The following is a 19,069-nucleotide window of genomic DNA, read 5'->3' as shown; positions in this document are numbered from 1 at the left end:
GACGGACGAGGCCAAGGACAGGGACAGGGACGAGGACACATGGGACTTCTCGACGACAAGGTCGTCCTGGTCAACGGCGGCAGCCAGGGGGTGGGGGCCGCGATCGCGCGGGCGGCGGTGCGCGAGGGGGCGGTCGTGGCCGTCACCGGGCGGCGCCCCGAGCCGGGCGAGGCCCTGGTGGCCGAGCTGGCGGCGGCCGGCGCGAAGGCCCGGTACGTACGCGCCGACCTCGCGGACGCCGAACAGGCCAAGGCCGCCGTGGCCGAGGTGGCCGACGTCTTCGGCCGGGTGGACTGCCTGGTCAACTCGGCGGGGCTGACCTCCAGGGGCACGCTGCTGGACACCACGCCCGAACTGTTCGACCAGCACATCGCGATCAACCTCAAGGGACCGTTCTTCGCCATGCAGGCGGCGGTCGCCGACATGCTGGCCCGCAAGGCACCCGGCACGATCGTCAACATCATCACCTCCTCGGAGCACGGCGGACAGCCCTTCCTCGCGCCCTACGTCGCCGCGAAGGCCGGGCTGGCCGGTCTGACCCGCAACGCGGCGCACGCACACCGCTGGGACCGGATCAGGATCAACGGCCTGAACATCGGCTGGACCGCGACCGAGGGCGAGGACGCGACCCAACGGGCCTTCCACGGCGCGGGGGACGACTGGCGGGAACAGGCCGCCGCCCGGCTGCCGATGGGCAGGCTCGGGCAGCCGGACGAGATCGCCGACTTCGTGGTCCTCCTGCTGTCGGAGCGCTCCGGCGTGGTCACCGGCTCGGTGATCGACTGGGACCAGAACGTGCTCGGCGGGCTGGACTGAACCAGACGGACCGGGCCCGCCGGAGCCGGGGCCCCGGCGACGGACGGCAACACCACTCACAGGAAGCAGCGGAGCACATGCGTATCGGAATCCTCGGCCTCGGCCGCATCGGCGCCTTCCACGCCGAGACCCTCTCCGGGCTCGACGCCGTCGAGTCCCTCGTCGTGGCCGACCCGTTCGCGGACGCGGCCAAGGCCGCCGCCGAGCGGTTCGGTGCCGAGGTCGCCGACTCCCCCGAAGCGGTCCTGGCGGCCGGGGTGGACGGGCTCGTGGTGGCCGCGGCCACCGACGTCCACCCCGCCCTCATCCTGGCCGGTGTCGAGGCCGGCGTCCCCGTCTTCTGCGAGAAGCCCGTCGCCCGCACCATGCCCGAGGGCGTCGAGGTGCTGCGGGCCCTCCAGGGCAGCGACGTGCCGGTCCAGATCGGCTACAACCGCCGCTTCGACGCCGGGTTCGTGGCCGCGCGGGCCGCCGTCCAGCGGGGTGAGCTGGGCAAGCTGCACACCGTGCGGTCGACGACACTGGACCCGGCCCCGCCGCCCGCCGCGTACGTCGCCGCCTCCGGGGGCATCTTCCGCGACTGTTCCGTGCACGACTTCGACATCATCCGCTGGGTGACCGGCCACGAGGTGACCGAGGTGTACGCGGTCGGCGGCAACCGGGGCGCCGACTACATCCGGGAGGCGGGCGACGCCGACACCACCGGCGCGATCCTCACCCTGGACGACGGCACGATCGCGGTGGTCTCCAACAGCCGCCACAACGCCCGCGGGTACGACGTCCGCATGGAACTCCACGGCTTCACGGACTCCATCGCCGTGGGTCTGGACGACAAGCTGCCGCTGCGTTCCGTCGAGCCCGGCGTGACCTTCCCCTCGGGCACTCCGCACGACTTCTTCATGGACCGCTTCACCGACGCCTACCGCGCCGAACTCACCGCGTTCACGGAGGTCGTCGCGGGCACCCGGCCCTCGCCGTGCACGATCGCGGACGCGCTGGAGGCCGGCTGGATCGCGGAGGCCTGCACGCTGTCGCTGCACGAGCACCGGCCGGTGACGATCGCGGAGGTCCGCGGCGCCTGAGCGGCGCCCACCGCCGGGGACACGGCCTCAGCGCGCCGCCGGCTGCGCGGGCAGGTCGAAGACGTGGGCCGGAGAGACGATCTTGGTGATCGCCTCTCCGAAGAGGGTGCTGGGTTCCGTCCCCTTGTGGTCGATGTCGGTGTCGAGGAGGACGACGAGGGTCGCCTCGGCCGACGGGAGGTGGACGGTGAGGGACTCGTAGCCGGGCAGGGAACCGTTGTGTCCGATCCAGCCCTGGACGTCGAAGATGCCCAGACCGTATCCGGCGCCCGGGAAGGACGACGGGGGTGTGGTCAGCCGCTGCTTCTGGGTGGCGGGGCTGATCAGGGTGCGCCCGTCGGGGAGTTGGCCCGTGGCGACCGTGCGCGCCCAGACGCGCAGGTCGTCCAGGTCGGAGATCATCGCGCCGGCCGCCCAGCCCCAGGAGGGGTTCCAGTCGGCCGCGTCCTCGACCTCACCGGTCGCGGTCTGGTCGGTGTAGCCCTGCGCGTGCGGGGTCGGGAACTCGTTGCCCGTGGGGAAGAGGGTGTGGCGGAGGCCGACGGGCTCGAGGACACCCTGCCGGATGCAGTCGGCCAGCGACCGGCCGCTCAGCCGCTCGACGACCAGGCCGAGCAGGATCAGGTTGGTGTTGCTGTAGTCGAACTTCTCCCCCGGCGGGAACAGCACGGGGTGCCTGAAGGCGTACTCGAGCAGTTGCCGCGGGGTGAACGGCCGCTGCGGATCGGAGGTGAACGCCTTGAAGAAGTCGTCGTCCTCGGAGTAGTTGAACAGCCCGCTGCGCATGCCGGCCAGCTCGCGCAGGGTGATCCGGTCGCCGTTCGGCACACCGTCGACGTACTCGTCGATCGTGTCGTCCAGGCCCACCTTGCCCTGGTCGACCAGCTCCAGCAGCGCCGTGACGGTGAACGTCTTGGTCTCGCTGCCGATCCGCATGTACAGGTCGGGGGACATCGGCCGGCCCGTGGCCTTGTCGGCGACGCCGAAGGACCTCACGTACTGTCCTTTGCCGGGTGTCCACAGCCCGACGGTGACCCCCGGCACGTGCGCCACGCGCATCACGTCCTGCACGGCCGCGTCGAGCTGTCGCCGCACCGCCGGCGTGAGCTCGCGGACCTCGTTCCCGGAGGGCGAGGGCGTGGGTGTGGCGGAGACGGCCGGGAGCGGCGGCGCGCCTGCCGCCCAGCCCGCGGCCGGCGTCACCAGCATGCCCGCCGCGGCCGCGGCGACGGCCCCCCTGCGCAGTCGGGCTGACGTGTGCGACATGGGCGTGCTCCCGACGTCGGCTGCCCCAGGAGTCGGCTGTTCCCAGAATAGGAGCGCCCGCGCGCCACCGCCTGTCGGCGACGACGCGCGGGCCTCCCGCGATCCGGGCCAGGCCTCGGCTTCGGCTCCGGTCGTCAGGCTCCGCAGGACCTGAGGAACTGCCGTGTGCGCACGGCGATGGGCAACGGCTTGTCCGGCTCGCACGGGTACATGTCCTGCTCGACGATGGCGAACAGTTCCACGCCGAGGCTCTGCGCGGCGGTCAGCACGGGCCCCAGCTCCGGTACGCCCGAGGGCGGTTCGCACATCACACCGCGCTGGACGGCCGGACCGAACGGGACCTCGTGCTTGACGACGTCGGCCAGGATCTCCGGGTCGACCTGCTTGAGGTGCAGGTAGCCGATGCGCTCACCGTAGGTCTCGATCAGCTTGACGCTGTCACCGCCGCAGTAGGCGTAGTGACCGGTGTCCAGGCAGAGGTTGACCAGTTCGGTGTCGGTGGAGTCGAGGAAGCGCTCGACGTGGTCCTCGGTGTCGATGTGGGTGTCGGCGTGCGGGTGGACGACGAGGTCGAGGCCGTAGACCTCCTTCACCTCGTGGCCGAGCCGCTCCACGCCCTTGGTGAGGTGGGCCCACTGCTCGGTCGTCAGCTCCGGTGGTTCGAGGATCTCGGCCGTCTTGTCGTCGCGCCAGAAGGACGGGATGACGACGAGGTGCTTCGCCCCCATGTCCCGGGTGAGCGCGGCGACCTGGCTGACGTGCTCCCAGGTGGACTCCCAGACGGACGGACCGCGGTGCATGCCGGTGAAGACCGTGCCCGCGGACACCTTCAGGTCCCGCTGCTGCAACTCGTCGGTGAGGCGGGCCGGGTCGGTCGGCAGATAGCCGTACGGGCCCAGTTCGATCCAGGAGTATCCGGCCTCGGCGACCTCGTCGAGGAAGCGCTGCCAGGGGACCTGCCGCGGGTCGTCGGGGAACCAGACGCCCCAGGAGTCGGGGGCGGAGCCCACCCGAATGCGGTCGAGGACGTCGGCCATGGTCACGGGGTCCCTTCAGGAGAGGTCGCCACGGGCGCGGTGAGGTCCTTCGCCTCGGGGAGTTCCTCCACGTCGACGCCGCGGACCTGGGCCAGTTCGTGCTTGAGCGCGGCGAGTTCGGCACCGCCGGCCATGTGGTTGGTCAGCTCCTCGAGGCTGACCTCGCTGCGGGCGGCGGACAGTTCCACGGTGCCGAGGCGCAGCACGCTGAAGTGGTCGCCGACCATGTAGGCGTGGTGGGGGTTGTGCGTGATGAAGATGACGCCGAGGCCGCGGTCGCGGGCGGCGGCGATGTACTTCAGCACGACGCCGGACTGCTTGACGCCGAGCGCGGCGGTCGGCTCGTCCAGGATCAGGACGCGGGCGCCGAAGTAGACGGCGCGGGCGATCGCCACGCACTGGCGCTGGCCGCCGGAGAGGGTGCCGATGGGCTGCTCGAGGTCGTCCAGGACGATGCCCATGTTGCGCAGTTCCTCGTCCGCGGTCTCCTTCATCCGCTCGATGTCGAGGCGGCGGATCGGCCAGGGACCCTTGGTCATCTCCGAGCCGAGGAAGAAGTTGCGCCACACCGGCATCAGGGGGACGGTGGCGAGGTCCTGGTAGACGGTGGCGATGCCCTTGTCGAGGGCCTCGCGGGGGGTGCTGAAGCGCACCGGGGTGCCGTCGACGAGGAAGTCGCCCTCGGTGTGCTGGTGCAGCCCCGAGATGATCTTGATCAGGGTGGACTTGCCGGCGCCGTTGTCGCCGAGCACGCAGCTCACCCGGCCGGGGTGGACCTTCAGGTCCACGCCGTGCAGGGCGCGGATGTTGCCGTAGGACTTGCCCGCGCCGCGCAGTTCGACGATCGCCCCGTCCTCGGGGGGCACGGTGTCCTCGAGGATGGCACCGTGGGTTCCGGTTCCGTTGTTCGTCATCGGGTCACCTCCGGGTCGCCGTGCGGCTGACCCACAGATTGATCAGGACGGCGCCGAGCAGCATCACGCCGAGGAAGGCCTTGAACCAGTCGGGGTTCCAGCCCGCGTAGACGATGCCCTGGTTCACCATGCCGAACATGAAGGCGCCGAAGACCGGGCCGATCGCGGAGCCGTAGCCGCCGGTGAGCAGACAGCCGCCGATCACCGCCGCGGCGATGTAGATCAGCTCCTGGCCGACGCCCTCACCGGACTGCACGGTGTTGAAGGAGAACAGCTGGTGCATGCCGACGAACCAGGCACCGAAGCCGACGGTCATGAACAGGGTGATCTTGGTGAAGTTCACCGGGACACCGACCGCGCGCGCGGACTCCTTGTTGCCGCCGACGGCGAAGATCCAGTTGCCGTACTTGGTGCGCAGCAGCACCCAGGTGGCGATGGCCGCGAAGACCAGCCACCACACCACGGTGATCTTCACCTGGACCCCGCCGACGTCGAAGGAGGAGGCGAAGATCTTCTTCGCCTGGTCGAAGCCGTCCATGTCGCTGATGTCGTCGGTGGCGACGTTGTCGGTGACCAGTTTGGTGACGGCCAGGTTGACGCCCTGCAGGATCAGAAAGGTGCCGAGGGTGACCAGGAAGCTGGGCAGTCCGGTGCGGACCACCATCCAGCCGTTGAAGGCCCCGATGCCGAGCGAGACGACCAGGGCGACGATCACACCCATCCACACGTTCAGGGTGAGCTGGTAGCTGAGCATGCTCGCGGTCAGCGCCGAGCTGATCACGGCGACGCCCGACGAGAGGTCGAACTCGCCGCCGATCATCAGCAGGGCCACCGGCAGCGCCATGATGCCGATGGTCGACGACTGGTAGAGGACCGTGGCCATCGAGCTGCCCTGGCGGACCGTGGGCGCCGCGATCAGGAAGAAGACCAGGACTGCCATCGCGCCGAGGAACACGCCCACCTCGGGACGGGCCAGCAGCCGGATCACCAGGGGCCGCTCGGCGGTGCGCCCGTCGGTCTTCCGGGGGCCGGGCCCCGGCGATGTGCCCACCGCCGGTTCGGCTTGCTGGGTCATGCTCATCACCGGGTGCCCTTCGCGGCGAACTGGGCGATGGTGTCGACGTTCGACTTGTCGACGAAGGCCGGCCCGGTCAGCACCGGCTGCTCGCCGCCGCCGCTGTAGTTGCCGTTGTTCTTGTAGAGCCACAGGGAGTCGATCGCAAGGTAGCCCTGCAGGTAGGGCTGCTGGTCCACGGCGAACTGGATGGTGCCCTTCTTGATGGCGTTGGTCAGGTCCTTGTTCAGGTCGAAGGTGGCGACCTTGGCCTTGCTGCCCGCCTCGCCCACCGACTGCACGGCAGTCAGCGCGTAGGGGGCACCGAGGGCGACGACGTAGTCGATGGCGGTGTCCTGCTTGAGCTTGGCGGTGATCGTCGACTGCACGGACGGCATGTCGGTGCCGTTCACGTACAGCGTCTCGGTGGTGCCGGAGAACGTCTTCTTCACGCCGTCGCAGCGCTGGGTGAGGCCGATGTTGCCCTGCTCCTGGATCACACAGACGGCCTTCTTGGCGCCCTCCTGGTTGAGCCGCTTGCCGAGCGCCTCACCGGCAACGGTCTCGTCCTGACCGAAGAACTCCAGCAGGCCCAGCTTCTTCCAGTCACTGACGCCCGAGTTGAGGCCGACCACGGGTATCTTGGCGGCCGTCGCCTTGCTGACGACGTCCTTCATGGCGTCGGGCTTGGCGAGGGTGATGGCGATGCCGTCGACCTTCTGGTCCACGGCGTTCTGCACAAGGCTGGCCTGCTGGCCCGCGTTCGGGTCGTGGGAGTAGATGAGCTTGATGTTGTCCTTGGCGGCGGCTGCCTCCGCGCCCTTGCGGACGATGTCCCAGAAGGTGTCGCCGGGTGCCTGGTGGGTCACGAGCGCGACCGTCATCCGGGGAGTGGTGGCCTTGCCCGCGGAGGCGTTCGCCCCTCCTTCTTCGGCCTTCTTCCCTCCCGAACTGCTGGAGCAGCCGGCGAGGGTCAGTGCTGCCGCGGCGGCCACGGCCACGACGGGGGCCAGTCTGCGGGAGCGGGAGAGAGAAGAGCGGTCCATTTTTCCTGCACCTCACTGTGCTACGGGGGAAAGGACGCTGGTGCGCTGGGACGCGATCCAAGTCCTTGGGGGGCCTGCTGTCAATACTTTGTTAAGACATCATTTCAGGAGCTAGTCAGAATGTAAGTACAAATCATTGACAGGACTGCCGTCCACCCCTACACCTGAGGGGCATGAGCCATTCCGGCCGGTCGACCTGCCGCCCGGTCGGCGTGGACGTACTGCGCGTCACGACCGTACGCGAGGACCGCGAGGACGACGAGCGGCGGGTCGCCGCCCGCCGCCGGCCACCTCCGAACAGCCCTCACCGCAAGGAGGTGTCCGGTGCCCAGGACCGGTGACCGCGCCCGCTCCCTGACCGTCTCCCCGCTCGACTCCCTCGACTTCACCCTGGACCGGAGCAGTCCGGTGCCGCTGTACCACCAGCTCGCACAGCAGCTGGAGGCGGCGATCGGACACGGGGCGCTGGCACCGGGCAAGCTGCTGGGCAACGAGATCGACCTGTCCGTACGACTGGGCCTGTCCCGGCCGACCGTGCGGCAGGCGATCCAGTCCCTGGTGGACAAGGGGCTGCTGGTGCGCCGCCGGGGCGTCGGCACTCAGGTCGTGCACAGCCAGGTCAGACGACCCCTTGAGCTCAGCAGTCTCTACGACGACCTGGAGTCGGCCGGGCAGCGCCCGACGACGCGGGTCCTGCGCAACGAGCGCGTACCGGCGTCCGCCGACGTGGCCGCCGCGCTCGGCATGGCGCAGGGCGAGGAGGTCACGGTCCTGGAGCGGCTGCGCTACACGCACGGCCGGCCCGTGGCGTCGCTCTGCAACTACCTGCCCGCCGCGCTGATCGAACTCGACGACGCCCGGCTGGAGTCGACCGGCCTGTACCGGATGATGCGCTCCGCCGGGATCACCCTCCACGGCGCGCGGCAGACCGTCGGTGCGCGCGGCGCCACCGCCGAGGAGGCGGCCGGCCTCCAGGAGAAGGAGGGCGCGGCCCTGCTCACCATGCGGCGCACGGCGTACGACGACGCGGGCCGACCGGTCGAGTACGGAACCCACATCTACCGGGCATCGCGGTACACCTTCGACTTCCAGCTACTGGTCAGACCGTGACTGTCGCTTTGTGAACGATCCGGTTGGCGGTCGTGTCGATTACGTTTCGGGCAAGAGACGCACGAGACGGACGGAAGCTATTGACGCATGAGCGGATATGCGGCTGTTATTACGCCCACGATGTTCGGTCGAGTTGGTTTCTGATCGGTTTCGAGCACCTTTCGGAGGCCGGCTCTCCCCTTGTCCGAACCCCTGCCTTAACAGGAGCCGCCATGCGCCTCTCGCCCTCCGGTCTCGCCGTGCCGGGTCCCAGCCGCCGTTCCCTGCTCCGCGGAGCGGGCGGAGCCGCCCTCCTCGCCGGTGCCGGAATACCCCTGCTGTCCGCGTGCGGCAGCAGCGGCAGCTCGTCCGACCCCAAGACCGTCAGTCTGGGCTCCAACTCCTCGGACGCGGTGCCCAAGAAGGCGTTCGCCGAGATCTACGCCGCCTTCACGAAGAAGTCGGGCATCAAGGTCGACGTCAACACCAAGGACCACAACACCTTCCAGGAGCAGATCAACTCCTACCTGCAGGGCACGCCGGACGACGTGTTCACCTGGTTCGCCGGCTACCGCATGCAGTTCTTCGCGGCCAAGAAGCTCGCCTCGCCGATCGACGACGTGTGGGCGAAGATCGGGGACAACTTCCCCGACGCGATGAAGCAGCTCAGCAAGGGCGAGGACGGCAAGTACTACTTCGTTCCGCTGTACACGTACCCGTGGGCGCTCTTCTACCGCAAGAGCGTGTTCAAGCAGCACGGCTACGAAATCCCCACCACCTGGGACCAGTTGGTCGCCCTCTGCAAGAAGATGAAGAAGGACGGTCTGGTCCCGATCGCCTTCGGCGACAAGGACGCCTGGCCGGCGATGGGCACGTTCGACCAGATCAACTTCCGCCTCAACGGCTACGAGTTCCACAAGTCCCTGATGGCGGGCAAGGAGTCGTGGACCGACCCCAAGGTCAAGGCCGTCTTCGACCACTGGTCCGAGCTCCTCCCCTACCACCAGGATGGCTTCATGGGTCGCACCTGGCAGGACGCCGCCCAGAGCCTGGTCGCCAAGAAGACCGGCATGTACGTCATCGGCTCCTTCGTGGGGCAGCAGTTCACCAACAAGGCCGACGTCGAGGACCTCGACTTCTTCCCCTTCCCGGAGATCAACCCCGCGTACGGCCAGGACACCGTCGAGGCGCCCACCGACGGCTTCATGGTCAGCAAGTCCCCGAAGAACCACGACGGTGTCGTGAAGCTGATGGAGTTCCTGGGCACGCCGGAGGCCGAGCAGATCTACCTCAAGGCCGACTCCAGCGTGGTGGCCGCCTCCAGCAAGGCCGACACCTCCTCGTACACCGCGCTGCAGAAGAAGGCGTACAAGATGATCAGTGAGGCCAAGAGCCTCACCCAGTTCATGGACCGCGACTCCCGGCCGGACTTCACCTCGACGGTGATGCAGCCCGGACTCCAGAAGTTCCTCCAGAACCCCAAGGGAGTCGACAGCCTGCTGTCCTCCATCGACCGCCAGAAGAAGCAGATCTTCGCCTCCGCATGACCACCGACATCACTCCGAAGAGCCCGGAGGCGGCCCCCGTGCCGCCTCCGGGCCCCGCGCCTGTCAAGAAGCGGGTGCCGCAGGGCCACAAGCGCCTGCTGACCCGCCGTGACCGCGTCACGCTCGGCTTCATGGCCGGCGTGCCCACCCTCCTGCACGTGGCCCTCGTCTGGTTCACGGCCCTCGCCTCGATCGCCCTGGCCTTCACCAGCTGGGACGGCATCGGCTTCGACTCGATCAAGTGGGTCGGGCTGGACAACTTCAAACAGTTGTTCACCGACAACCCGCAGTTCTGGCCCGCCGTCCAGCACAACATCATCTGGTTCGTCGTGCTCATCCTGGTCCCGACGCCGATGGGCCTGTTCCTCGCGGTGCAGCTGGACAAGAAGATCCGCTTCAGCCGCGTCTACCAGACCGCGTACTTCCTGCCGGTCGTGGTGTCGCTGGCGGTCACCGGGTTCGTCTGGCAGCTCGTCTACAACCCCGACACGGGCCTGATCAACAGCCTGATCGGGGCCAACAAGCCGGGCCACTACATCGACTGGATCGGCGACCCGAAGCTCAACCTCTGGGCCGTCCTGATCGCCGCCTCCTGGCGGCACGCCGGCTACATGATGATCCTCTACCTGGCCGGTCTGAAGGGCGTCGACCCGTCCCTGCGCGAGGCCTCCTCGCTGGACGGCGCCAACGAGTGGCAGACGTTCAAGAACGTCATCTTCCCCACCCTGCGCCCGACCAACACGGTCGTCCTGGTCGTCACCATCATCGAGGCGCTGCGCGCCTTCGACCTGGTGTTCGTCTTCAACAAGGGCGCCCAGGGCACCGAGCTGCTGTCGATCCTGATCACCAACAACATCATCGGCGAGTCCAGCCGGATCGGATACGGCTCCGCGATCGCCGTCGTCCTGCTGGTCATCTCGCTCGCGGTCATCATCCCGTACCTGATCGCGACCTTCCGGAAGGAGCGGCGCGCATGAGCACCGTGAACGCCGCGGCGCCGCTGAAGCAGCGCACCCCCGTCCGCCCGGCCCGGGTGCTGCTGCACGTGTTCCTCGTCGTCACCTCGCTGGCCTGGCTGGCCCCGCTGCTGTGGGCGATCCTCGCGGCCCTGCGCCCGTACTCGGAGACCAGCGACAGGGGTTACGTCTCCTGGCCGCACAAGCTGAGCCTCGAGAACTTCAGGAACGCGTTCGAGCAGTCGGACATGATGCACTACTTCGGCAACACGCTGATCATCGCGGTTCCCGCCGTGCTGCTCACGCTGCTGCTGTCGTCGATGGTCGCGTTCTACGTCAGCCGTTTCGACTTCCGGCTGAACGTCTTCCTGCTACTGGTGTTCACGGCCGGCAACCTGCTGCCGCAGCAGGTCATCATCACCCCGCTGTACCGGATGTACCTGCTCATCGACCTGCCCGGCATCACGATGAGCGGCAAGCTGTACGACTCCGCGCTGGGCCTCGTGCTGATCCACGTGGCGTTCCAGTCCGGCTTCTGCGCGTTCGTGCTGAGCAACTACATGCGGATGCTGCCGCACGAGCTGACCGAGGCCGCCCTCGTCGACGGCGCGTCGGTGTGGCGGATGTACTGGCAGATCGTGCTGCCGCTGTGCAAGCCCGCGATGGCCGCCCTGGCGACGTTGCTGTCCATCTGGATCTACAACGACTTCTTCTGGGCCATCGTGCTGATCTCCACCGGCGAGAACATGCCGATCACCTCGGCGCTGAACAACCTCTCCGGGCAGTACTTCACCGACCCCAACCTGGTCGCCGCAGGCGCCCTGCTGACCGCGATCCCGACGCTGATCGTGTACTTCGTACTGCAACGGCAGTTCGTGAGCGGTCTGACGCTGGGCGCGAACAAGGGCTGAGCGCCCCCATTCGCCGAAAGAGATCCCGTGCATCACTCCTTCACCCCGGTCGCCTCGGTCCTCGTGGACCCGCGCCGCGCGCGCGTCCACGAGGAGGGCTGGCAGTCCTGGAGCCCCAGCGGCACCTACGCCCTCGACCAGGCGCCGTACCGCCCGACCGACGCCAACTGGGCGACCGTCTGCTACCGACCGGGCGTCACCGTGCCCGCGGGTGCCTTCCAGGGCGAGGGTCTGCTCGCCCTGGACCCCGGCGACGGCTCCCCGGTACGGCTGTGGGCGGCGGCCGACCCGACCCACGAGGTGCCGTCCGTCCGCCTCACCGTCACCGGCGACCGCGCCGAGGTGACGGCCGACGGCCCGGTGAAGGAGTGGACCGGCACGGACATCCCGTCGGTGCTGGGCGACTGGGCCGGGAGCCTCGGGCTGCCCGCCCCGCGCCCGGCGCCGACGGTGTGGTGCTCCTGGTACGAGTACTTCACGGAGGTCACCGAGGACGACATCCACGAGAACCTGCGCGCGATGGACACCCTCGACCTGCCGATCGACGTCGTGCAGATCGACGACGGCTACCAGCGCGCGCTGGGTGACTGGCTCACCCTCTCCGGACGGTTCCGCTCCCGCGAGGCCATCGCGGACGCGATCCGGGCCCGGGGCCGCCGGGCGGGCATCTGGACCGCGCCGTTCCTGGTGGACCCGGCGAGCGACCTGGCCGCGGAGCACCCCGACTGGCTGGTCCGCGACGCCGAAGGCGGACCGGCGCACGCCGGCCGCAACTGGGGCCACGACCTGTGCGTGCTGGACACCACCCACCCCGAGGCGGCCGCCTATCTGGACGACGTCTTCCGGACCCTGCGCGCCGAGGGCTACGACTACTTCAAGGTGGACTTCCTGTACGCGGGCGCGCTGGAGGGCGTGCGACACGGGGACCACGAGAACATGGACGCCCTGTCCGCCTACCGGGCGGGCATCGGCGTCATCCGGGAGGCCATCGGCCCGGACGCCTACCTGCTGGGCTGCGGCGCGCCGATCCTGCCCTCCCTCGGCCTGTTCGACGCGATGCGGGTCAGCCCCGACACGGCCCCGCACCGCCGCCCCGAGGCCGGTGACTACAGCCAGCCCGGACAGGACCCGGCCGAGTTCACCGGAGCCGCCCGCCAGTGGCAGCACGGCCGGCTCTGGGTCAACGACCCGGACTGCCTGATGGCCCGCCCGGCCGTGGAGACCCGTGAGCGCTGGGCCGCGCACGTGGCGGCCACCGGCGGTCTGATGGCCTCCAGCGACCGTCTGCTCTCCCTCGACCAGTGGGGCGTGGAGACCACGCGCCGCATCCTTTCCGGAGCCACCCGATGAAGCGCACCCTGTCCGTTCCCGGCATCGCCTACGGCGGCGACTACAACCCCGAGCAGTGGCCCGAGGAGGTGTGGGCCGAGGACGTGGCGCTGATGCGCGAGGCCGGGGTGAACATGGTCAGCGTCGGCATCTTCTCCTGGGCGCTGATGGAGCCCGCCGAGGGCGTGTTCGACTTCTCGCGCATGGACAAGATCCTCGGACTGCTGCACGAGAACGGCATCGCCGCCGACCTCGCCACGCCGACCGCGGCGCCGCCCGCCTGGTTCTTCCGCGCCCACCCGGAGGCCCTGCCGGTCGACCGGGACGGCCGCACGCTGTCGTACGGCAGCCGCCAGACGTTCTGCCCGTCCAGCCCGGCCTACCGCAGGGCGGCCCTGCGCATCGCGGACCAGTTGGCACGGCGGTACGCCGACCACCCGGCGGTGGCGATGTGGCACGTGCACAACGAGTACGGCTGCCACAACGCGGCCTGCTACTGCGACACCAGCGCGGAGGCCTTCCGCGGCTGGCTGCGGGCCCGGTACGGGACCCTGGACGCCCTCAACAACGCCTGGGGCACCACCTTCTGGAGCCAGTGGTACTACCACTGGGACGAGATCCTCCCGCCCCGCGCCACCGGCGCCGTGCCCAACCCCACGCACCAGCTGGACTGGCGCCGCTTCTGCTCCGACGAACTGCTGTCCCTGTACCGGGCGGAACGGGACGTGCTGAGCGTGGCGGCCCCGGACACACCCGCCACCACCAACTTCATGGTGAACTTCAGCTTCGAGGCGCTGGACTACTGGCGTTGGGCCCCGGAGCTGGACGTCGTCTCCAACGACCACTATCTGCAGTCCACGGACACCGAGTCGCACATCGACATCGCGCTGTGCGGCGACCTGATGCGCTCCCTCGCGGGCGGGCCGTGGTTCCTGATGGAGCACTCCACGGGCGCCGTGAACTGGCAGCCGGTCAACCGCGCCAAGGGCCCGGGCGAGCTCCGTCGCAACGCCCTCGCGCACGTGGCGCACGGCGCGGACGGCATCGCCTACTTCCAGTGGCGGGCGGCCAAGGCCGGCGCCGAGCAGTGGCACTCGGCGATGCTGCCGCACGCCGGCACCGACAGCCAGATCTGGCGGGACGTGGTGCGGCTCGGCGCCGACCTGAAGGCGCTGGCCGAAGTGCGTGGCAGCACGGGCACGGCCGAGGTCGCGATCGTCTGGGACTGGGACGCCCGCTGGGCCCTGGAGCTGCCCTCCCAGCCGAGCGGCGAGCTGCGTTACCTGGACCTGGTGCGCACCTGGTACGAGCCGCTGTGGCGGGCGGGGGTGGCCGTGGACTTCGTCCGCCCGGACGGGGACCTGTCCGCGTACCGTCTGGTGCTGGCGCCCGGCCTCTACCTGGTGGACGACGCGGGCGCCGCGAACCTCACCTCGTACGCGGAGCGCGGCGGCACCCTCGCCGTGGGCTTCCACAGCGGCATGGTGGACGAGAAATGCCATGTGCGGCTGGGCGGTTACCCCGGCGCGTTCCGTGAGGCGCTGGGCGTGCGCAGCGACGAGCCGTTCCCGCTGCTGCCCGGCGAGAAGGTGGGCCTGAGGGGGGAGGTGCCTCAGGAGGCCACCGGCACGCTGTGGTCGGAGCGGCTGCGCCTGGCGGGCGCCGAGGCGGTCGCCTCGTACGCGGACGGCCCCCTGGCGGGCGTACCGGCCGTGACCCGGCACGCGCGCGGCGCGGGCACCACCTGGTACGTGGCGACGCTCCCGGACCCGGACACCCTCGCCGGGCTCCTCGGCCGGATGCGCGCCGAGGCGGGCGTGGAGCCGGTCCGCTCGGTGCCGGCGGGCGTGGAGGTGGTCCGGCGGCGCGGCACCGACGCGGACTACGTGTTCCTGATCGACCACACCGGACAGGGCGCCGAGATCCCGGTCCCGGCGGGCGCCACCGAACTCCTCACCGGCAAGGAGACCACCGGCTCGGTCACACTGGCCCCGGGTGACATCGCGGTCGTACGGGAGCCCCGCGGGGACGTCTAGGGGAGGGGGCCGCAGGACGGCCCCTAGTGCCTGCCCGCCTCGGTTCTGTCGAAGAGGGCCCAGGTGAACAGGGTGACCGGACGCCGGCGGCGTTCGCCGTCCACCGTGATGTCGACGGCCTCGTTGTAGAAGGCCAGGAGTCCCCTGACCGCGGCCACCGCGGGCAGGGGGTCCGGGTAGCTCCAGACGATGTTGCCCGGCACGTCCGCGTCGCCCCGCCAGGACCAGTACTCGGCGACGCCCTTGTACGGGCATCTGCTGCTGTGGTCGGTGGGGTCCAGCAGGTCGAGGCGGACGTCCTCGCGGGGGATGTAGAACCGCGTGGGCAGTCCCGTCTCGAACAGCAGCACGGGGCGCCGGGTCTCAGCAGCCACCGTGCCGTCGATCTCGACCACGACATGGCGGCTGCTGGGCAGGGCGTCGACGCGTTTGTGCGGGTCGCGGGGGTGGACGAAGATCTCTTCGTCCTCCTCGTACCAGTGGTCGAGGCCCGGTCCGGTGCGCTGGAACCAGGCGAAGGCGATGTGCCCGGCGAGTTCCCGGCCCGGGTACGTCCAGGCCGCGTTGCGCAGCGGCTCGCCGCCGACGGCGAGGTCGTAGAAGACCCGCGACCCGGCGTGCGCGCCAGTCGGGGGGTGCGCCGCCGGGCGGAGGAGGTCCTGGCGGACCTCCCCGCGCGGGAAGGCGTACTGGGGTACGGGCAGTCCGGGCTCCCACACGAGCACGGGGTGCCGGCTGTCCACGACGGTGACCTCGTCCTTCACCCCGCGCACCCAGCGGTCGCTGGGCTCCCACTGGAAGCCTTCCGGGGTGGTGCGGACGGAATGGGCGGTGGGAAGTGTGGTCATGACCCGCTCCTTGGCTCATGAAGGAGCGTACGTCGGTGGCGGACGGGCGGCGCGCTCAGTGGGCGGCGTCCAGGCGGGTCCGCTGCTCCGGGTCGAGTTCCAGTTCCACCGCGGCGAGGTTCTCCTCCAGCTGGGCCACCGAGGAGGTGCCGGTCAGCGGTACGACCGGCAGCGGCCCGCCGATCTGCCAGGCCAGCACCACCTGGTTGGGCGTGGCCCCCGTCTCCCGGGCGACGTCCCCCAGGGCGGCGAGCCGGGCGCGGGTGCCGGGGTGGTCGTACTCCGGGCGCAGCGGCTGGTCCGGGCGGGTGTAGGCGCCCTTGAGCAGTGGCGAGTAGGCCACCAGGGTCAGCTCCGGCTCGGCGCGCAGGTAGTCGAGGAGCTGTGCGTCGGCGCCGCCTAGGCTGCCGTCCGGGAAGAGGTCGTCCGGCACGTCGGTGCGAGGCCTGAGGTAGCTGTGCTCGTACTGGAGCACCTCGTAGCCGGGCCGGCCGGCCGCGGCGGCGAGTGACCGGGCCCGCTCCACCCGCCAGACGGCGTGGTTGCTGACGCCGAGCAGCCCTACGGTGCCCTCCTCCACCAGTGCGGCGAAGCCATCGACGGTCTCGCCCAGCGGGACGGAACGGTCCTCTATGTGGGCGTAGAGCAGATCGATCCGCTCCACGCCGAGGCGTTCCCGGCTGCGCTCGGCCGACTCCCGGATGACCTTCGCCGACAGGCCCTCGGCGTTGTCGACGTAGCTCGTCCCCGGCGCGAGCGGCCTCCCGCCCAGCTTGGTGGCGATCACGACCTCGTCACCGATCCCGCGGCTGCGCCGCCACCGGCCGAGCAGTTCCTCGCTCTGCCCGCCCTGGCCGCCGTCCTCCCAGAAGGCGTAGTTGTCGGACGTGTCGATGAAGTTCCCGCCGGCCTCCACGTACCGGTCGAGGACGGCGAACGAGGTCCGCTCGTCCGTCCTCGATCCGAACGGCATGGCGCCGAGGGCGAGCACGCTCACCTCGCGGCGGGTCGCCGGGTCGGTCCCGATGGTGCGGTACTTCACGCTGCTGCTCCCTCCGTCCGTGCGTCCGGGGTGCTGGGCACGCGGACAGGAGTCTTGGGCTTGAAGTGCACGCGAAGTCAAGGGCCTGGGAGTGGGCGTGGGCGTGGGCGTCAGGGGCGGCGTCCGGGTCGCGGGGACGCGTCTTGTCCGGTTCCGCGCCCGCGCCTATCGTGACCGGCGGGAAGTCCGGTGTGGGGTGGATGAGGTGGTGGTTGTGGTGACTGTCAGGGGCACGGTCGTCTCGTTCGACCGGATCAAGGGCTACGGTTTCGTGGCCGCCGACACCGGCGGTGACGACGTGTTCATGCACGTGAACGATCTTCTGGACGACAAGAACCTGCTCGGTCCGGGCAGCACCGTGGAATTCCTGGTGGAGGAGGGCGATCGCGGTCCGAAGGCGTCGGCGGTGCGGGTCCTGAAACCGGCGCCGGGCCTGGAGCCGGTGTTCGCGCACCGCCGCGGGGCGGACCCGGACGGCGACGACATGTGCGACGTCCTCTCGGCCACGGAATTCGAGCACGAGGTCACCGAGGTCCTCCTGTGCGCCGAGCCCACGCTGACCGGGGCGCAGATCCTGGACCTGCGCAAGCGGATCACGGACCTCGCCCAGAACCACGGCTGGGTCGATCGCTAGGGCGTGGACTCGCCCGAGAACGCGGCGGCCATCCGCAGCCAGGTGTCCGCCTCGTCCCTGCGCCCCTGGCGCTGCAGCGTGCGGCCCAGCATCAGGTGGGCGTAGTGCTCCACCGGGTTGCGCTCGACGATCTCGCGCAACTGCTCCTCGGCCCGCCGCAGCTGTGCGGAGTGGTAGTAGGCGCGGGCCAGCAGCAGCCGGGGACCCGTCTGCTCCGGAACCTCCTCGACGACGGCGGCGAGCAGCTTCGCGGCCCCGATGTAGTCCTTGGCCTCGAACAGCAGCCGGGCCCGCTCCCAGCGTTCGGCGGTGGTCTCCTCGTGCGGGACTCCGGCGCCCTCGTCGAAAAGGTGCAGGGCGCTCGCCCATCGGTCGGGCGCGACACCGCCGGTCGCCGGGTAGCCGTTGAAGTCGCCGGTCATCGTTCCTCCGTTTCCGCAGCCGGGGAACGCCCCTGCGGTCACCCGTATTCCGCCTGGTTCACAACGGCCCGGGGTGCCCGGTTTCCGGTACAGCGATCGGGTGGGGCGGCACAATGACGCCGGAGAACCGCACATGAGAAGGGCGAACACGTGAGCGAGGACCACTCCTCCAGGACCGGACCGGCGCGGCTGAACACGTCCGTGGCGCACAACGCACGGGTGTGGAACTACTGGATCGGCGGCAAGGACAACTACGAGGTCGACCAGCAGATCGGCGAGCAGGTCGCCGGGATGTTCCCGGTGATCCGGGAGGTGGCCCGGGCGGACCGGGAGTTCCTGGGCCGGGCGGTGCGGTTCCTGGCCGGCGAGCGGGGCGTCCGGCAGTTCCTCGACGTCGGCACGGGCCTGCCGACGGCCGACAACACCCACGAGATCGCCCAGCGGATCGCCCCCGACTCCCGGATCGTGTACGTCGACAACGACCCGATCGTCCTCGCGCACGCCCGCTCGCTGCTCACCAGCTCCCCGGAGGGCGTCACGGACTACGTCGACGCCGACGTGCACGACCCGGACGCCATCGTGGAACGCGCCTCAGGGACCCTGGACCTGACCCGCCCGGTCGCGGTGATGATGCTCGGCGTCCTCAACTTCGTGCTGGACACCGGCGAGGCCGCGGACATCGTGCGGCGGCTGATGGCCGCGGTGCCCTCCGGCAGCCACCTGGTGCTGACCCACCCGACGTACGACGGCGACGTGGGCGGCGAGGGCAACGTGGCCGCCATGGAGTTCTGGAACGCCCACGCCACCCCGCCGATCACCGCCCGCGGCCGAACCGAGATCGCCGCGTTCCTCGACGGCCTGGATCCGGTGGAGCCCGGCCTGGTGCCCTGCTCGCAGTGGCGTGCCGATGGGGCGGCCGCGGCGCCGGTGCCGCAGTTCGGTGCGGTGGCCGTCAAGCCCTGAGAGCCGTGGTGCACCGTCGTGCGCACGTTATGGGACAGCCCTACACATGCAGCAGAATCCCCAGCCGCGTTAAGGTG

At 70.0% G+C, this 19,069-nt stretch carries 19 protein-coding genes; 11 read left to right on the top strand and 8 right to left on the bottom strand.

All coding sequences use genetic code 11. The features are described from left to right. Window positions 1-39: 39 nt before the first annotated feature. Window positions 40-816, top strand: coding sequence for an SDR family oxidoreductase (locus ACFYZQ_RS26480; RefSeq protein WP_389152439.1), 777 nt, complete (start codon window positions 40-42; stop codon window positions 814-816). Window positions 817-893: 77 nt separating this feature from the next. Beyond that, window positions 894-1,898 (top strand): Gfo/Idh/MocA family oxidoreductase, encoded by a 1,005-nt coding sequence (locus ACFYZQ_RS26475; RefSeq protein ID WP_389152436.1) that lies wholly within the window; start codon window positions 894-896, stop codon window positions 1,896-1,898. Between the two features lie 27 nt (window positions 1,899-1,925). Here ACFYZQ_RS26475 and ACFYZQ_RS26470 read toward each other — a convergent pair whose 3' ends face one another. From ACFYZQ_RS26470 to ACFYZQ_RS26450, 5 genes are all read right to left on the bottom strand, one after another. Then, entirely contained in the window at window positions 1,926-3,164 is a 1,239-nt protein-coding gene (locus ACFYZQ_RS26470) for a serine hydrolase domain-containing protein (RefSeq protein WP_389152433.1), read from the bottom strand. 134 nt (window positions 3,165-3,298) lie between these two features. Next, a complete protein-coding gene (locus ACFYZQ_RS26465) occupies window positions 3,299-4,201 on the bottom strand; it encodes a sugar phosphate isomerase/epimerase family protein (protein ID WP_389152430.1) in 903 nt (300 codons plus the stop codon). 2 nt (window positions 4,202-4,203) lie between these two features. Then, window positions 4,204-5,115, bottom strand: a complete 912-nt coding sequence (locus tag ACFYZQ_RS26460; protein ID WP_389152427.1) for an ATP-binding cassette domain-containing protein — start codon at window positions 5,113-5,115, stop codon at window positions 4,204-4,206. Window positions 5,116-5,119: 4 nt separating this feature from the next. Beyond that, complete coding sequence (locus ACFYZQ_RS26455; RefSeq protein WP_389152424.1) at window positions 5,120-6,196, bottom strand: ABC transporter permease; 1,077 nt, start codon at window positions 6,194-6,196, stop codon at window positions 5,120-5,122. Continuing rightward, on the bottom strand, window positions 6,196-7,215 hold the full coding sequence (locus ACFYZQ_RS26450; protein ID WP_389152421.1) for a sugar ABC transporter substrate-binding protein: 1,020 nt from the start codon (window positions 7,213-7,215) through the stop codon (window positions 6,196-6,198). Before ACFYZQ_RS26450 ends, ACFYZQ_RS26455 begins: the two co-directional genes overlap by 1 nt. Window positions 7,216-7,388: 173 nt before the next feature. On the opposite strand from ACFYZQ_RS26450, the gene ACFYZQ_RS26445 reads away from it, so the two are divergent. The 7 genes from ACFYZQ_RS26445 (at window position 7,389) to ACFYZQ_RS26415 (ending at window position 15,083) form a co-directional block, all read left to right on the top strand. Next, window positions 7,389-7,556, top strand: a complete 168-nt coding sequence (locus tag ACFYZQ_RS26445; protein ID WP_389152418.1) for a hypothetical protein — start codon at window positions 7,389-7,391, stop codon at window positions 7,554-7,556. Then, the gene (locus ACFYZQ_RS26440) at window positions 7,540-8,325 is read left to right on the top strand and encodes a GntR family transcriptional regulator (RefSeq protein ID WP_389152415.1); all 786 of its coding nucleotides are present in this window, start codon (window positions 7,540-7,542) and stop codon (window positions 8,323-8,325) included. The genes ACFYZQ_RS26445 and ACFYZQ_RS26440 overlap by 17 nt, the downstream gene beginning before the upstream one ends. A 212-nt stretch (window positions 8,326-8,537) precedes the next feature. After that, window positions 8,538-9,851 carry an ABC transporter substrate-binding protein gene (locus ACFYZQ_RS26435; protein WP_389152412.1) on the top strand — a complete coding sequence of 438 codons (1,314 nt, stop codon included), beginning with the start codon at window positions 8,538-8,540 and terminating at the stop codon, window positions 9,849-9,851. Further along, entirely contained in the window at window positions 9,848-10,828 is a 981-nt protein-coding gene (locus ACFYZQ_RS26430; RefSeq protein WP_389152409.1) for a carbohydrate ABC transporter permease, read from the top strand. The genes ACFYZQ_RS26435 and ACFYZQ_RS26430 overlap by 4 nt, the downstream gene beginning before the upstream one ends. Next, window positions 10,825-11,718, top strand: a complete 894-nt coding sequence (locus ACFYZQ_RS26425) for a carbohydrate ABC transporter permease (RefSeq protein WP_389152406.1) — start codon at window positions 10,825-10,827, stop codon at window positions 11,716-11,718. Before ACFYZQ_RS26430 ends, ACFYZQ_RS26425 begins: the two co-directional genes overlap by 4 nt. A 27-nt stretch (window positions 11,719-11,745) precedes the next feature. Beyond that, on the top strand, window positions 11,746-13,068 hold the full coding sequence (locus ACFYZQ_RS26420) for a glycoside hydrolase family 36 protein (protein WP_389152403.1): 1,323 nt from the start codon (window positions 11,746-11,748) through the stop codon (window positions 13,066-13,068). After that, window positions 13,065-15,083 carry a beta-galactosidase gene (locus ACFYZQ_RS26415; protein ID WP_389152400.1) on the top strand — a complete coding sequence of 673 codons (2,019 nt, stop codon included), beginning with the start codon at window positions 13,065-13,067 and terminating at the stop codon, window positions 15,081-15,083. Before ACFYZQ_RS26420 ends, ACFYZQ_RS26415 begins: the two co-directional genes overlap by 4 nt. Window positions 15,084-15,106: 23 nt before the next feature. Here the strand turns inward: ACFYZQ_RS26415 and ACFYZQ_RS26410 are convergent, their stop codons facing one another. Further along, window positions 15,107-15,931, bottom strand: a complete 825-nt coding sequence (locus tag ACFYZQ_RS26410; protein WP_389152397.1) for a DUF427 domain-containing protein — start codon at window positions 15,929-15,931, stop codon at window positions 15,107-15,109. Window positions 15,932-15,986: 55 nt separating this feature from the next. Beyond that, complete coding sequence (locus tag ACFYZQ_RS26405; RefSeq protein WP_389152394.1) at window positions 15,987-16,973, bottom strand: aldo/keto reductase; 987 nt, start codon at window positions 16,971-16,973, stop codon at window positions 15,987-15,989. Between the two features lie 214 nt (window positions 16,974-17,187). On the opposite strand from ACFYZQ_RS26405, the gene ACFYZQ_RS26400 reads away from it, so the two are divergent. Next, the gene (locus ACFYZQ_RS26400) at window positions 17,188-17,607 is read left to right on the top strand and encodes a cold shock domain-containing protein (RefSeq protein ID WP_389152391.1); all 420 of its coding nucleotides are present in this window, start codon (window positions 17,188-17,190) and stop codon (window positions 17,605-17,607) included. Here the strand turns inward: ACFYZQ_RS26400 and ACFYZQ_RS26395 are convergent. Beyond that, entirely contained in the window at window positions 17,604-18,029 is a 426-nt protein-coding gene (locus ACFYZQ_RS26395) for a tetratricopeptide repeat protein (RefSeq protein ID WP_389152388.1), read from the bottom strand. The genes ACFYZQ_RS26400 and ACFYZQ_RS26395 overlap by 4 nt on opposite strands. Window positions 18,030-18,179: 150 nt before the next feature. Between ACFYZQ_RS26395 and ACFYZQ_RS26390 the strand changes: the two genes are divergently transcribed. Next, a complete protein-coding gene (locus tag ACFYZQ_RS26390; protein ID WP_389152385.1) occupies window positions 18,180-18,992 on the top strand; it encodes an SAM-dependent methyltransferase in 813 nt (270 codons plus the stop codon). The last annotated feature ends 77 nt before the right edge of the window (window positions 18,993-19,069 follow it).

It is taken from the genome of Streptomyces sp. NPDC001843, from assembly GCF_042891955.1.
GTDB lineage: Bacteria > Actinomycetota > Actinomycetes > Streptomycetales > Streptomycetaceae > Streptomyces.
This window is presented reverse-complemented; position numbering and strand designations above follow the sequence as displayed.

What these genes read in the sequence shown, in the direction of transcription:
- ACFYZQ_RS26465 (WP_389152430.1), bottom strand. Translation starts at nt 4,201, where the DNA reads ATGGCCGACGTCCTCGACCGCATTCGGGTGGGCTCCGCCCCCGACTCC.
- ACFYZQ_RS26455 (WP_389152424.1), bottom strand. Translation starts at nt 6,196, where the DNA reads ATGAGCATGACCCAGCAAGCCGAACCGGCGGTGGGCACATCGCCGGGG.
- ACFYZQ_RS26475 (WP_389152436.1), top strand. Translation starts at nt 894, where the DNA reads ATGCGTATCGGAATCCTCGGCCTCGGCCGCATCGGCGCCTTCCACGCC.
- ACFYZQ_RS26395 (WP_389152388.1), bottom strand. Translation starts at nt 18,029, where the DNA reads ATGACCGGCGACTTCAACGGCTACCCGGCGACCGGCGGTGTCGCGCCC.
- ACFYZQ_RS26415 (WP_389152400.1), top strand. Translation starts at nt 13,065, where the DNA reads ATGAAGCGCACCCTGTCCGTTCCCGGCATCGCCTACGGCGGCGACTAC.
- ACFYZQ_RS26460 (WP_389152427.1), bottom strand. Translation starts at nt 5,115, where the DNA reads ATGACGAACAACGGAACCGGAACCCACGGTGCCATCCTCGAGGACACC.
- ACFYZQ_RS26425 (WP_389152406.1), top strand. Translation starts at nt 10,825, where the DNA reads ATGAGCACCGTGAACGCCGCGGCGCCGCTGAAGCAGCGCACCCCCGTC.
- ACFYZQ_RS26410 (WP_389152397.1), bottom strand. Translation starts at nt 15,931, where the DNA reads ATGACCACACTTCCCACCGCCCATTCCGTCCGCACCACCCCGGAAGGC.
- ACFYZQ_RS26450 (WP_389152421.1), bottom strand. Translation starts at nt 7,215, where the DNA reads ATGGACCGCTCTTCTCTCTCCCGCTCCCGCAGACTGGCCCCCGTCGTG.
- ACFYZQ_RS26445 (WP_389152418.1), top strand. Translation starts at nt 7,389, where the DNA reads ATGAGCCATTCCGGCCGGTCGACCTGCCGCCCGGTCGGCGTGGACGTA.
- ACFYZQ_RS26435 (WP_389152412.1), top strand. Translation starts at nt 8,538, where the DNA reads ATGCGCCTCTCGCCCTCCGGTCTCGCCGTGCCGGGTCCCAGCCGCCGT.
- ACFYZQ_RS26480 (WP_389152439.1), top strand. Translation starts at nt 40, where the DNA reads ATGGGACTTCTCGACGACAAGGTCGTCCTGGTCAACGGCGGCAGCCAG.
- ACFYZQ_RS26430 (WP_389152409.1), top strand. Translation starts at nt 9,848, where the DNA reads ATGACCACCGACATCACTCCGAAGAGCCCGGAGGCGGCCCCCGTGCCG.
- ACFYZQ_RS26470 (WP_389152433.1), bottom strand. Translation starts at nt 3,164, where the DNA reads ATGTCGCACACGTCAGCCCGACTGCGCAGGGGGGCCGTCGCCGCGGCC.